This is a genomic window from Pseudoalteromonas sp. QJM3NY_22 (genome assembly GCF_056173065.1).
The window spans coordinates 2,379,067-2,393,108 of the sequence record NZ_CM149655.1; the positions used below are offsets into that span (position 1 = coordinate 2,379,067).

The 14,042-nt window shown below is 39.9% G+C and carries 12 protein-coding genes and 3 pseudogenes; 5 read left to right on the forward strand and 10 right to left on the reverse strand.

Going from position 1 to position 14,042, the window contains the following annotated elements:
• Nucleotides 1-53: 53 nt before the first annotated feature.
• Entirely contained in the window at nucleotides 54-1,184 is a 1,131-nt protein-coding gene (gene nrdB, locus AC0VZ4_RS10755; RefSeq protein WP_007376605.1) for a class Ia ribonucleoside-diphosphate reductase subunit beta, read from the forward strand.
• On the forward strand, nucleotides 1,184-1,456 hold the full coding sequence (gene yfaE, locus AC0VZ4_RS10760) for a class I ribonucleotide reductase maintenance protein YfaE (RefSeq protein WP_475439661.1): 273 nt from the start codon (nucleotides 1,184-1,186) through the stop codon (nucleotides 1,454-1,456). The genes nrdB and yfaE overlap by 1 nt, the downstream gene beginning before the upstream one ends.
• 80 nt (nucleotides 1,457-1,536) lie before the next feature.
• On the opposite strand, the gene aldA is transcribed toward yfaE, so the two are convergent.
• The 3 genes and pseudogenes from aldA to AC0VZ4_RS10775 form a co-directional block, all read right to left on the reverse strand.
• Entirely contained in the window at nucleotides 1,537-2,985 is a 1,449-nt protein-coding gene (gene aldA, locus AC0VZ4_RS10765; protein WP_475439662.1) for an aldehyde dehydrogenase, read from the reverse strand.
• A 4-nt stretch (nucleotides 2,986-2,989) separates the two neighbouring features.
• On the reverse strand, nucleotides 2,990-3,754 hold the full coding sequence (locus AC0VZ4_RS10770; protein WP_475441641.1) for a 2,5-didehydro-3-deoxy-L-galactonate 5-reductase: 765 nt from the start codon (nucleotides 3,752-3,754) through the stop codon (nucleotides 2,990-2,992).
• 31 nt (nucleotides 3,755-3,785) lie between these two features.
• Nucleotides 3,786-4,807, reverse strand: a pseudogene (locus tag AC0VZ4_RS10775) (zinc-dependent alcohol dehydrogenase).
• Between the two features lie 291 nt (nucleotides 4,808-5,098).
• Here AC0VZ4_RS10775 and AC0VZ4_RS10780 point away from each other — a divergent pair.
• Entirely contained in the window at nucleotides 5,099-7,054 is a 1,956-nt protein-coding gene (locus AC0VZ4_RS10780) for a CRTAC1 family protein (RefSeq protein WP_475439663.1), read from the forward strand.
• Nucleotides 7,055-7,116: 62 nt separating this feature from the next.
• Here the strand turns inward: AC0VZ4_RS10780 and AC0VZ4_RS10785 are convergent, their stop codons facing one another.
• From AC0VZ4_RS10785 to AC0VZ4_RS10795, 3 genes are all read right to left on the reverse strand, one after another.
• Nucleotides 7,117-8,520, reverse strand: coding sequence for a sulfatase family protein (locus tag AC0VZ4_RS10785; protein ID WP_475439664.1), 1,404 nt, complete (start codon nucleotides 8,518-8,520; stop codon nucleotides 7,117-7,119).
• Between the two features lie 54 nt (nucleotides 8,521-8,574).
• Nucleotides 8,575-8,697 carry a hypothetical protein gene (locus AC0VZ4_RS10790; protein ID WP_475439665.1) on the reverse strand — a complete coding sequence of 41 codons (123 nt, stop codon included), beginning with the start codon at nucleotides 8,695-8,697 and terminating at the stop codon, nucleotides 8,575-8,577.
• A 158-nt stretch (nucleotides 8,698-8,855) separates the two neighbouring features.
• The gene (locus AC0VZ4_RS10795) at nucleotides 8,856-9,296 is read right to left on the reverse strand and encodes a sulfatase-like hydrolase/transferase (protein ID WP_475439666.1); all 441 of its coding nucleotides are present in this window, start codon (nucleotides 9,294-9,296) and stop codon (nucleotides 8,856-8,858) included.
• Nucleotides 9,297-9,438: 142 nt separating this feature from the next.
• On the opposite strand from AC0VZ4_RS10795, the pseudogene AC0VZ4_RS10800 reads away from it, so the two are divergent.
• Both AC0VZ4_RS10800 and AC0VZ4_RS10805 read left to right on the forward strand, forming a co-directional pair.
• Nucleotides 9,439-9,786 (forward strand): annotated as a pseudogene (locus AC0VZ4_RS10800) (transposase); the annotation flags it as partial.
• A 33-nt stretch (nucleotides 9,787-9,819) separates the two neighbouring features.
• Nucleotides 9,820-10,758 (forward strand): transposase, encoded by a 939-nt coding sequence (locus AC0VZ4_RS10805; protein WP_475439667.1) that lies wholly within the window; start codon nucleotides 9,820-9,822, stop codon nucleotides 10,756-10,758.
• Here the strand turns inward: AC0VZ4_RS10805 and AC0VZ4_RS10810 are convergent.
• The 4 genes and pseudogenes from AC0VZ4_RS10810 to galT all read right to left on the reverse strand — a co-directional run.
• Entirely contained in the window at nucleotides 10,687-11,295 is a 609-nt protein-coding gene (locus AC0VZ4_RS10810) for a hypothetical protein (RefSeq protein ID WP_475439668.1), read from the reverse strand. The genes AC0VZ4_RS10805 and AC0VZ4_RS10810 overlap by 72 nt on opposite strands.
• Before the next feature lie 68 nt (nucleotides 11,296-11,363).
• Nucleotides 11,364-12,392 (reverse strand): UDP-glucose 4-epimerase GalE, encoded by a 1,029-nt coding sequence (galE, locus tag AC0VZ4_RS10815; protein ID WP_475439669.1) that lies wholly within the window; start codon nucleotides 12,390-12,392, stop codon nucleotides 11,364-11,366.
• Nucleotides 12,393-12,402: 10 nt separating this feature from the next.
• The gene (galK, locus tag AC0VZ4_RS10820) at nucleotides 12,403-13,557 is read right to left on the reverse strand and encodes a galactokinase (RefSeq protein WP_475439670.1); all 1,155 of its coding nucleotides are present in this window, start codon (nucleotides 13,555-13,557) and stop codon (nucleotides 12,403-12,405) included.
• A pseudogene (gene galT / locus AC0VZ4_RS10825) lies at nucleotides 13,554-14,030 on the reverse strand (galactose-1-phosphate uridylyltransferase); the annotation flags it as partial. The gene galK and the pseudogene galT, both read right to left, overlap by 4 nt.
• Between the last annotated feature and the right edge of the window lie 12 nt (nucleotides 14,031-14,042).

The following is a 14,042-nucleotide window of genomic DNA, read 5'->3' on the forward strand; positions in this document are numbered from 1 at the left end:
TTTTAAGCGGGCATTTAGCCCGCTTTTTCTGATAGTTTTTTTGAGTGATAAACATGTCTTATACTACTTTTAGCCGAAACCATAATAACCAAATGCAAGAGCCAATGTTTTTTGGCCAAACAGTTAACGTATCTCGTTACGACCAACAAAAGTACCCTATCTTTGAAAAGCTAATCGAAAAACAATTGTCTTTCTTTTGGCGTCCTGAGGAAGTGGACGTAAGTAAAGACCGTTTAGACTTTCAGGCATTACCAGATCACGAAAAGCACATATTTTTAAGTAACTTAAAATACCAAACATTGCTTGATAGTGTGCAAGGGCGTTCACCAAACGTAGCCCTACTGCCTATCGTATCGCTACCAGAACTTGAAACATGGATAGAAACATGGGCGTTTAGTGAAACAATTCACAGCCGCTCATACACACATATTATTCGTAACGTAACACAAGCACCTGAGCTTATTTTTGATGACATTGTTAGCAACGATAAAATTAGCGAACGTGCTGATGCGGTAACAAAATATTACGATGACCTAATTAACTCTGTATCACTTTACAATTTATACGGTGAAGGAAAACACGAAATTAACGGTAAAACCGTTATCGTGAATTTATTTGAGCTTAAAAAGAAACTTTACCTTGCAATGATGTCGGTAAATATTTTAGAGGCGATTCGTTTTTACGTAAGCTTTGCATGTTCGTTTGCGTTTGCTGAGCGTGAACTGATGGAAGGTAACGCTAAAATCATCAAGCTTATTGCGCGCGATGAAGCACTGCATCTTTCGGGTACTCAGCATATTTTAAATATTATGCAAGACGGTAAAGACGACCCAGAAATGGCGATTGTTGCCGCTCAGTGCCGAGACGAAGCAATTAAAATGTTTGTTGAAGCCGCAGAGCAAGAAAAAGAATGGGCAGAATACCTGTTTAAAGATGGCTCAATGATTGGTTTAAATAAACATATTTTATGTCAGTACGTTGAATACATCACCAACGCCCGTATGACTGCGATTGGCTTACCTGCACAGTTTGAAAACAACAGTAACCCTATTCCATGGATCAACTCATGGCTCGTGTCTGATAATGTACAAGTAGCACCACAAGAAGCAGAAATAAGCTCATACCTTGTTGGTCAAATAGACTCTCAAGTTGATGCATCAGAATTTGGTGATTTTGATTTATAATGAGTGACAAGTCTACTGCAAGCATAACGCTTGCAGAAAACAGCCAGTGTATAGAATTTAATACTGGCTGCCCTTCTCTTTTACACTGCTTAGAATCCATGAAAATATACGTCGCATTCCAATGCCGTGAAGGCTACTGTGGAGCTTGCAGAGCTACTTTAGTGTCTGGCAGTGTTGAGTATAACGAAGAGCCACTTGCGTTTGTGCGAGAAGGTGAAATATTGTTGTGCTGCTGTAAACCAAATGGCGATATAAGTATTAATTTAAAGTAATCTGCTGACAAATAAAAAGCCAATAATGAAAACATTATTGGCTTTTTGCTTAAGCTGCATTACGGCTAAATTTTGGAGTATTATTTTTCTTTCAAATAAACGGTTTTCTTCTCTAGATATTGCTCTAGACCAAATTTACCATCTTCGCCGCCAAAGCCGCTCTGTTTCCAGCCATTATGAAAACCTTGGTGCTGCTCACCCATACCACGGTTAATATAAACTTCACCCACTTCTAATTCGTTAATGGCTTTATTAATATCGAAAAAGTTTTGCGTAAATATATAAGCGCTTAAGCCATAAATACTGTCGTTACAGTATTCAATCGCTTGCTCCATATCTTTAACTTTAACAATAGGGAGTACTGGGCCAAAAGTTTCTTCGTGCACTGCAATGTTATCTTGCTTAACGTCTACAAGTAACGTGGGGTCGTACCAACAACCGCCTTCAAAACCCTCAACAGAAGCAACTTTACCACCAGTGGCGACAGAAGCGCCTTGTTGAATACTTTGTTGAACTATGTGATCAATGTTGTCTATTTCGCGTTGATTACATTTAGGACCCATTTGCGTATCTGGGTTCATAGGATCTCCAACACGAAGTGCTTTTACAGCTGGTATAAATTTAGCCATAAACGCATCGTACACAGACTCTTGAACATATAAACGCTCAACACAGGTGCATACTTGCCCGCAGTTAGCAAAACGACCCCAAAGCGCACCTTCAACAGCCTCATCAAGGTCGGCATCGGCCATAACAACCATTGGGGCTTTACCGCCAAGTTCAAGCATTACAGGCGTCATGTATTCTGCGCTAGTTTTGTAGATTTGCTTACCTGCAGCAGTAGAGCCTGTCATGGTGATCATTTTAGTAATTGGGCTTTCACACAATGCTTGGCCAACAACAGAACCTGATCCATTAATAACGTTTAGCACGCCAGCAGGAATACCCGCTTCGTTTGCTAAACGACCTAGCTCGGTGGTTGCTAAAGGTGTTTCTTGAGTAGGTTTTAATACAATAGAGTTACCTGTGATCAACGCAGGTCCAATTTTACGACCAGCCAATGCCAACGGAAAATTCCACGCAGTAATACCAACAACTACGCCTCGTGGCACTTTATGAATGTATATTTTTTCATCATCGTTATCTGAAGGTAAAATATCGCCTTCAATAGTAAGTGCATGGTCGCATGCATAGTCAATAAAAGTCGCTGTTACGTCAACTTCCATTTGTGCAACTGATAGTAATTTACCTTGCTCTGCAACAAGCATTGGCGCAAGAATATCTTTATTTTCACGAATTTTATTAGCAAACACACGCAATATATTTTGACGTGTGCGAGCTGTCAATTTAGCCCACTTTCTCTGCCCTACATTCGCTGATTCAAGTGCATACTGCGCATCTTCTATACAGCCTTTTGGTATTTCACCAATTTTTTGACCTGTAGATGGGCTTAATATTTCAATCGTGCCACTTGCTTTAGAAGCAACATATTCGCCATTTATAAAATTCACATTATTATGAAAGTTCATTGAACTATCTCCCCATCCATCCGCCATCAACCAATAAAATAGCGCCGTTTACGTAACTAGCAGCCTCAGAAGCCAAGAACACAGCAGGCCCTTTAAAGTCTTCAGGATTTCCCCATCGACCTTGTGGAATACGCGCTAAGATGGCTGCATTACGCTCTTTGTCATTGCGTAATGCCTCAGTGTTATCGGTATCAATGTAACCTGGCGCAATCGCATTTACATTAATGCCTTTGCCAGCCCATTCATTAGAAAGCGCCATAACCAATTGCCCAATAGCACCTTTACTAGCTGCGTAACCTGGTACTGTAATACCACCTTGAAAAGTGAGCAAAGAAGCCGTGAAAATAACTTTACCCTCGCCATGCTCTATCATTTGTTTGCCTATTTCGCGGCTTAAAATAAATTGAGCATTTAAGTTAACTTCAATCACTTTATCCCATAAATCATCGCCATGCTCAGCCGCAGGAGCACGAAGGATTGTACCTGCATTATTGACTAAAATATCAATTTTTGGAAAATCACTTTTTACATCATTAATAAACGAATAAAGCGCATCACGATCACCAAAATCACATTGGTAAGCTTTAAAATTTCGGCCAAGGGCTTTAACTTCTTTTTCTACTTCAGAGCCTTCAAGCTCTAAGCTTGCAGATACACCAATAATATCAGCGCCAGCCTGTGCTAAACCTAGAGCAATACCTTTACCAATACCGCGCTTACAACCTGTAACAAGAGCTACTTTGTCCTCTAAACTAAATTTTTCTAACATATTATTCATTTTCATACCTTTATAATTTTTATTATTGTGGGTTACATTCAACAAGCGCTTTCATACCTTCTGGATTTCCATCCATACTCGCAAATGCACTACCAATATCAGTTAACGAACTAACCGAACTAATAAAAGGTTTAAGATCTATTTGGCCCGATGAAATTAATTCGATAGCCCAATCAAAGTCGGCCGCTTCGTATACACGTGCACCTAATAACTCCAACTCTTTCCAAAAGAATTGAAATAAATCGATTTCAGGTTTAACACTGTGAATAGCCACCATGACTATACGACCCCGGCGCCCTGCTATTTCAGTCATAGCCTCTATTGCGGGTTTTACGCCTGATACTTCAAATACAACATCAGCACCTTTTGTTTGCGTCCAGCTATCTACATAGGCAGCTAAATCTTCTTCAATGGGATTAACCGATTTAACACCTAGCTCATCGGCAAAAGCACGGAGGCTTTCGTTAGGCTCAGACACGAGTACTTCTGCGCCAACACTTTTAGCAACCGCAGCAACTAATTGCCCAATTGGCCCACCACCAAGCACAACAACTTTCTCACCCGCTTGTAAGCGCGAGCGTCGTACATCATGGCACGCAACCGATAACGGCTCTATTAATGCGCCTTGTTTTAAATCAACGCCTGCTGGTAATTTATGCAAAGTACGCGCTTTAACCGTCCAGCTTGACTGAAAAGCACCTGGCGTATCTATTCCCATAAACTTTAATTTTTGACAAATATGCGTATGCCCTGCATTACACGTAGGACAATCGCCACACCAATCTAGTGGACGTACTACCACGTTTTCGCCGACAGCAAAGCCTTCAATGCCTTCACCTATTTCTGCAACAACACCTGATATTTCATGGCCAATTGTTTGCGGAATAGACACTCGTTGATCCATACACCATGGTATATGTGCATATCAGTACCACAAATCCCAACGTATCCAACACTCAATCTAATCTCACCCGCTTTAGGTTTAATAGATGTGCCTTCAACAATGTTAAATGACTTGCTACCTATATATTGTGCAGCTTGCATATTTTTATACCTTCAAGAATGTTTAATTAAATAGTGACCAAGTAATGCATCATTAAAACAATGCCGATACGAGGAATATCAAAGTGAACTATCACACCTCTGATATGGTTTATTGTTAACAATTCACACCTAGGTATGTAATTTGTAAAGCCACTCTTAATATTTAATATAACTTCAGAGCACTAAAGCGAGTCCGTTAAAAACATTAAGGCTTGGGTAATAAAATTTACTTGTATGTTTTACTTTTAATTTATATTGTCAACAATTAACACAATGTAAGGGGGCACAATAGTGATTAAAAACAAAAAATCAATTTTTAGCTTAGTGATAATTAGCGCTATGAACTTAGCGGGATGCAGTCAAACCACACAAACGCCCAGTAGCCAAACAAGTAACAACGTTGTATTTTCTGATGTGTCTGAACAAGCTGGCTTAATAACACAAAAAAACTGGAAATATGGCGGCCCTACCATTGCCGATATAAACAGTGATGGTCATTATGACCTGCTGCTAACAAATCACGACACCACTCCTATTCGTTTATTTATGGCAAATGGAGATGGCACATACACACTACAAAACGATATTTTTCCACGAGCAGATCTACACGGTATGTCGGCCGGTGATTACGACAACGATGGTGATCTCGATGTACTTATTGCACTAGGTGGTGGAAATGGCACTACACCTCAACCCCAGCGACTACTTAAAAACAATAATGGTAAATTTGAAGATAAAACCGTTGAAGCTGGCTTATCTAAAATGGGGGCTCTCGGGCGTTCTGTGCGCTGGGTTGATATAGATAGCGGTGGTGATCTTGATTTTATCCAAGTAAACGCCGAAAAATTAATTCACGAAAACTCCCCTCGTAATATCATTTTTGAAAATATCGGCAATGGAAAATTTACTTATCACCCATCAGCTACTTTTGAAAATATAAAAGCCGAGCGTGTATTATTAACCGATTACAATAACGATGACATACTCGATATTTTTGCTTTTGATGGATACAACAATTTAGCTATTTATCAAGGTAATAACGACTTTACCTTCGCCAATACGACTCAAGATCTATTAGGTGCAAATAGTGAAGCCTACAAAGGCACGCTCGCAGTTGCGCAAGCTGATATAGATAACGACGGCGATATGGACTACTACCTTGCTCGCGGAAAGCTAAGCTACACTATCGCTAATAACAGTCTATCGTTTAATAAAGGCAGCAAACGACTAGACCTGCGTGATGAAGGTAATAAAAGTCACGATGGCATAACACTCATTACCGACAACACAAACTCAGGAAGCCTTATACTAAGTGACTTTTATCACTTCCCGCGTGCCAAGCTATTAAGCCATATGGATGTATACATAGGCGAGAAAAAAAAATTAATAAATACACCCAATAAAAACACAACCATTAGCCAGAAAAGAGCGCGCGGGTTTCCAACTAAGCTTGATAAAACTGGCTGGTACATTGGGTATTTAGGGAATAATAAATGGCGAGTAGAATGGGTACTTACCGATAACCTTGCATGGGATGTACGCGCATCATTCAAAAATGTAAAAGGCTATCAAAGCGATTGGCAACCACAAAATCTAGCCCTTCCTGATGTATTGCTACGTAACGATAATGGTAAGCTAGTTGATATTTCATCTAAATTACCAGCATTAACAAACAGTAATAACTGGGGAGTTGTACCTGGCGATTTTAATAACGACACAAAAATAGACTTTATGGTCTATCGCTTTGGTGAACTAAAAGAGCGAGTTGCCGATGTTTTACTCATTAACCAAGGTGATTACAACTTTAAAACAACAATCACTCATAACGCCGATACCGAACGTGGCTTAGACTCACACGGCGATATGGGAGCCGCATTTGACTTCAACCTAGACGGAAAACTCGACCTACTAAGCGGAGATGAAGATAACGGCCAATGGCATTTATATGAAAATACCACAGAGTTAAGTCACGCACACTTCACCCTTATTCGAGTTGAGTACTCAAAAAGTGGGGTTGATCCATATGGTGCAAAAGTACAAATTAAAACAGCAACTGCGAGCCAATATCAAGTTATTGGTTCACAAAGTGCTACCCACTCGCAAAGCTTACTTAATATTGTACATTTTGGATTAGCACAGGCAGATTCAATCTCATCAATTATTGTTACATGGCGAGATGGCAGCTCTGAGCATTTAAATAAACAACCTACAGATCAATTGATAAGTGTTGGTAACTTAAATAACTGATCTATAGCCGCAACTCTCATGCCCCCTTAATTAAGCGAATAACGACAGGGGGCTTATTATATTTACTTGATAATGTAATTTGGGATTTGTTTTGCCTGTTCAATATTCTGCTTATTTAACTGCTCAAAAAACTTATCTATTTGTGCTTTGTATTCCCATGATTGCTGCAATACATTATTTGTATTGTGCTTATTCCACTCATTCCACAACTTGGCTAATTTAGCTTGTTCAGCGGGTAATGTATCAACCAAGTTATGTTGCTCATACGGATCCGCTTTCATATCAAAAAAACTACGGCCTACATTCGGTAGTGGTTGGTTCATATATTTATAATCAGCGGTACGTACAGCATAAATATTCGGTGCCTCTTCTAAGCGCCAAAATAACGCCTGATGTGGGCTGCCTTGTTTAGTGCCTTGTAAAAATGGCAGTAAATTAACACCATCTAATTTCTTATTATCAGCACCCGCTAGTGCAACTGAGGTTGCAGCAATATCAAGTGACGATACTAAACCAGTAAACTCTTCGCCTTTAGGAATTACCCCTGGCCAATGAGCGATAAAAGGAACGTGGATCCCGCCTTCTAGTAAAGCCACTTTACCTCTTCTAAAAGGTGAATTGTCAGCCCAATCGCTAGTCGGTTGCCAGCTTTCAGGAAATACTCCGCCATTATCCGATAAAAAGATAATAAGTGTATTATCTAACTGATTTATGTCTTTAAGTGCATCGACTACCATACCTATTCCTTCATCCATAACATCAATCATGGCTGCATAAACACGTCGGTCTTCATCTTCAATATGCTTATATTTTTCAATATATTCAGCGGGTGCTTGTAGTGGCGTGTGAGGTGCGTTGTAAGATAAATACATAAAAAATGGCGATTCTTGCTGTCGGTGAATATACTTCACTGCATCACGACTAAGCGCTGTCGTTAAATATTCATCAAATTCGGTTACTTGAGTGTTACGCATCAGCGGCAGTGAATAACCATCTCCGCCAACCGTCACTTGATCAGGCATATAATTATGCCCGCCATCTAAAAAACCATAGAAATAGTCAAAGCCACGCTTATTAGGCTGAAAATGCGGTGCGCCACCCAAGTGCCACTTACCAAATACCGATGTATGATAGCCAACGTCTTGTAAACGATTAGCAAAGGTATTTTCAGATAGTGGTAGTCCCATATATTTATCTTGTGGCATATAACTTACATTGTTTTCCATACCTAAACGCGCTTGATAACGCGCAGTCAGTAAGCCTACACGTGAAGGACCACAGTAAGGGTGTGTCACATACGCATTTTTAAAGCGGGTGCCATTACTCGCTAATGCATCAATATTAGGTGTTTTAATCTCTTTTGAACCAGTAAACCCTAAGTCACCATATCCTAAATCATCGGCGAGGATCACCACTATATTTGGTTTTTGCTCGCTGGCATTGACATTAAAACTGTTTATACTCATAAACATAGTTATCAGTATCAATAACACGTGTCGTCTCATTATTTAATCCTCTTTTTAATTATTTTTTTGATGTATGCGATAGCTATCCATACGTGTCATTGCATGACCTTCGTATTCACGCTTTAATTGCCATAAAGGTCTTTCTAGTGTTAGTTCCCACTGGAATAGTTTTTTCATCAAGTTCGCTACTTGGTTTGGCTGCGACGATGCCAAATTATGGTTCTCTGATACATCGACAGAAAGATCGTACAATTCAGCGGGCCGGTCAGGAAAACGCAGTAGCTTTAAGTCTTTGTCTCAATAGCGGCTCGAGATTCCTTTTTCCAGTACAAGGTTTAATGAGGTCGTTGTGTGCTCTTTGATAATAAAAATGGCATCAAATCAACGCCATCGAGCTGCATCTGCTCAGTCACTTTGCCATTAGCAGCATGAATAAAAGTCGGTAATAAATCGAGTGAACTCACCGGATACGTATAGCACGTATTATTACTTGAAAGCCTTTTTGGCCACTTTAATAACATAGGTACTCGGATCCCGCCTTCAAGATGATTGGCTTTAGTACCACTTAATGGATAATTATTGGCATAATTTTGATCAGTCGGTCCGCCATTATCATTAATAAACACCACTAGAGTGTTATCACTAATTTTAAGTGCGTTAAGCTTATCTAATACGACAGCAATAGCGCGATCCATAGCAAAATTCATCGCAGCTAATATTTTTCTCTTACCTGTTAAATGTGGAAATTGAGCTAAATCAGCATTCGTTGCTTGCATCGGCGCATGCACCGCTGAAAACGATAGTACTGCAAAGAAAGGTTACCTAGATTCAAATTGTAAGTGCATAACTTGTTTTGACTAGATTAAGTGGTCAGTTGCTCATAAGCTAACTGCTTTTTCTTCGGCAAGAGATTTTACAATGAGACATTACAAACAACTGACCTATGAGCAAAGATGCCAGATCGCTGTTCTAAAGAAAAGCGGTTTTACGCAACAAAGTATTGCTGAGCTAACTAATTTATCGCAATCTACGATTTCAAGAGAGCTTTCTAGAAATACAGGCAAGCGAGGTTACAGATACAAACAAGCTCATGAGCGGGCTTTGTCTCGCCGAAGAAGTGCAAGAAAACCACTTAAGATGACACTTGAAATGATGGCTTTAATTACCCAGAAGCTTAATGAGAAGTGGAGTCCTGAACAAATAACGGGATGGTTGCGCAAGGAAAATAAACAATCTGTCAGTCATGAATGCATTTATCTATATATGCGAATCAAAAGCTGAAAAGGTAGGACCCAGTCCATGTTTAGTATTACTCTTCAGGTGCGAACCAAAGAAGAGAGAGAAAGCATGGACTGGGAAGATAAATTAATATCATTATACGTGGTGATCAGCAATGAATATCAAGAAATAATTCACCCACATGTTGAAAGGTTTACCAATGGTAAAAATATTTCATTTACGGATGAGGAAGTAATGACAATATATTGTTATGGTATTTTAAGAGGTTACCGAACAATTACTGCGATTCACCGTTATGCTAAAGATCACCTTAGTGACCATTTTCCAAAGCTCTCTGGATATGCAGCATTCATACACCGGGTTAACAAGTTGTCAAATGGATTTATTGCGTTGATATCTTTTTTACAAATGAAGAAAGTCCCTGAAAGCGATGACAGTGTTTATCTTATTGATTCATTTCCCATTACGCTAGCTAAGAGTAACTATGCATACACAGCTAAAGTGGCACCAGAGCTTGCAAGTAAAAGTTACAACTCAACGAAAAAAATGTATTACTACGGCGTCAAAGCACATGTTGTTGCACGTAAAAGAGAAGCGACCTTACCAGATATTGAAATTATATTTATTGAGGAAGCAGGGAGGCAGGATGGACCTATTTTTGATCAAATCCGGTCATTGCTCACAGACAATTTACTCTTTGGTGATCAAGCTTACAAAAGACCGGATGAGAAAGAAGTTGAATTAAATCAAGACTTAAAGGTATTGACCCCTGTAAAAAAACAAAAGGGCCAGAAACACTTATCGCCAGAAGACAAAATTTATTCAAATGCAGCATCAAGTATGAGACAGCCAATTGAATCATTATTTGGTTGGCTCAATAAGGTTACAGGCATTGGAGATGCATCAAACGTACGATCGTCAACAGGGCTACTTACACATATTTATGGAAGACTGACAGCAGCGATGATGCTTAGGAGTTATCCCGAGTTTGGCTTTTGATTCGCATATATTAAATGGAGTACGATTAATAATGGTAAAATCAAGGGCTTTGCTTTCATCATCAAACTGTCTAAATGATAATTTACCTAAACTGTCAAAGGCCGCAATTATTCCGCCATTTTCGCCACCAGCTCGCTGCGCTAAAGCAGCACCTTTAGCTGTTAGCTCACCTTTACCAATCCCTAATAAAAATCCACAAAAGCCTTTTTCGTTCGGCGTTAAATTACGTACGGTGGCTTTTATACGCCCACTTTGTAAAGAGCTATTAAGCTGCCTGGTGAGTAACGATACGGTACGCGCTTCAAAATCTTTTTCTTCTCGAGTACATAAAAGCTCATTACCTATGCGTTGCCAGTCTTGGAGTCTGTTCCCCCAAAAATGCTTACCGAGCCACACTTGCTTGCTTAAATTCGTATTATCTAATGGTGCAGTTGAGGTTAAGTCACCTCGGTATGATGCAAATAAACCGCTGCAACCACCGAGCATACTTGAACTTAGTAGGCCGGCGCTGAGCTTTAAAAAACTTCTGCGTTTCATTTTAATCACCTTTATTATTGTGTGTGAATTAGGACGCCTTGTGTAGACAGTGTTTTTACATAAGGAGGTTATACATTTGGGTAGCCATTAGGGTTATTGCTTTGCCAGCGCCACGTGTCTTTCATCATGTCTGCAAGGGTGTATTTACATTGCCAGCCTAAAATAGCCTTGGCTTTAGATGAATCGGCCCAAAAAGCAGCTAAGTCGCCATCGCGGCGCTTTACAATGTCAAAGTTAATATCAACTCCGGTATACTCAATAAATGCTTTTACGATACCAAGCACAGAATAAGGATTGCCAGTGCCTAAGTTAAATGCTTCATATAAGCTATGGTGTTGCTCGCCAAGCCATTTAAGAGCTTTAATATGACCCTTGGCTAAATCACTAACGTGTATATAGTCCCGCTCACATGTACCGTCTTCAGTAGGGTAATCGCCTCCAAAAATAGCTAATTTGTCACGTTTACCTACCGCTACCTGAGCTATAAAGGGCATTAAATTGTTAGGAATACCTAATGGATCTTCCCCTATTTGGCCGCTAATATCTGCGCCAATAGGGTTAAAGTAGCGTAAGCTTGCTACTTGCAAACCAGTATTTGACGCTACTATTTCTTGTAGTATTTGCTCAATCATTACCTTTGTTTGCCCATACGGGCTTGCTGCACGCCCTAGAGGTAAGTTTTCGGTATAAGGCACTGATGCCCCTTGCCCATAAACTGTAGCTGATGAGCTAAACACGAGTTTATTAACATTATATTTAAGCATGCAGTGGCATAAATTTAAGGTAGACACCAAGTTGGTATAATAATACTCAAGTGGTTTTTCTATGGATTCGCCTACCGCTTTTAAACCTGCAAAGTGAATAACTGAATCAAATTTATGCTCGCTCAACGTGGCAGACAACTTATCGTTATCAAGTAAACTGGCGTGAATAAATTCAACTTTTCGCTTTGATAACGCTTCTACGCGAGTTAGCGATTCACGACTCGAGTTACTTAAATCGTCTATTACTACTACGTCAAAACCATCTTTTAATAAGCTTAAAACAGTGTGGCTGCCAATGTATCCCGCGCCTCCTGTTACCAGTACTTTTTTCATTAGATTGTCCTTATGCTCTGATAAGTGATACACCAGCTGAAGGTACGCTTGTGTAAATCGTTTCTTTTAATCCTGTTTGTTGCTCGTACTGCGTTTCAATAGCACTAATTACATTCTCTACCAAAAAATTAGGAACAAACGCCACTACACAACCACCAAAGCCACCGCCCGTCATTCTTACGCCGCCGTGTTCGTTAATTACTTTTGCGATAATATTCACAAGAGTGTCGATTTGGGAGGTGGTTATTTCGGACAAATCACGCATAGAGGCATGGCTTTGTGCCATTAGTGTGCTTAGTTTGGTTATATCGTTATTAGTAAAAGCTTGCATAGCTTCTAATGTTCGCGCATTTTCATACACTATATGCTCAACACGTTTAGCTACACTTGGGTCAAGGGTATGCTTTTTACTTTCGTACTCACCAATACTTACTTCCCGCAAGCTCGGTTTAGACAAGGCTTCTGCTCCTGCATAACATTGTTCTCGGCGTAAATTATATTCACTATCTAGCAAGCCACGTTTAACGTTTGAGTTAACAATTAAAATGGTCATCTTTGGGTCAATACTCACTTCAATTAAATCAAGTGAGCGGCAATCTATACCCAATGCTTGTCCTTGCTGACCACACGCCGATATAAGCTGATCCATAATTCCACAGTTGCAGCCCACAAAATTGTTTTCGGCTGCTTGTGCAATTTTGGCTATGTCTTTTCGCTCAATAAACAGTTCGCATAAGTGATTAAATGCATAAGCAATACCTACCTCAAGTGCAGCCGATGAGCTAAGACCAGCTCCTTGCGGGACATTACCTGTGATGCATATGTCGCAGCCACTGAGTTGATGATTTCGTTTTTGCAGTTCATCAACTACGCCGCGAACATAATTACTCCACGTTTGCGTACTGTGGCTATTAAGCGGTTTATTTACTAAAAAGTTGTCGGTTTGGTTATCGCAATCAAGTGCAAGTACATTTACTACATCGTCAGTTCGAGGTGACACTGCAATGTAAGTAGCGTATTCAATGGCACAAGGCAGTACAAAACCGTCATTGTAATCGGTGTGCTCACCAATTAAATTAACACGCCCAGGGGCTTTGACAATAAAGTCGGCATCGCGTCCAAAGTGGTTTAAAAAAGCTAACCGTGCGCTTTGTTCAACATTCATTTAGTGTTCTCTTTATAATGCGTTAGTGATTGTTTCTTCAAAATAGTGGCAGCTTGCTCGGGTGTTATATCACGCTGTGCTTCGGCCATCATTTCGTAGCCAACCATAAATTTTTTAACACTGCCTGATCGTAGTAATGGCGGTAAAAACTGCGCATGTAATTGCCAAAATAAGTGGCTTTGACCATCATAAGGCGCACCATGCCAGCCCATAGAATACGGAAATGAACACTGAAATAAGTTATCGTAACGAGTCGTTATATTTTTAATAATTTCAGCTAGAGTACTTTGTTGAGCGTCTGTCAGCTCTATCATTTGAGTAACCGCAAACTGAGGTAATAGCAGTGTTTCAAATGGCCATGCAGCCCAATAAGGAACAACCACAAGCCAATCATCGTTTACACATACTACGCGTTCATTTAATTCCATCTCACGTTTTGCGTAATCGAGCAATAAACTACTGCCATACTGTTTATTGTTCATCCT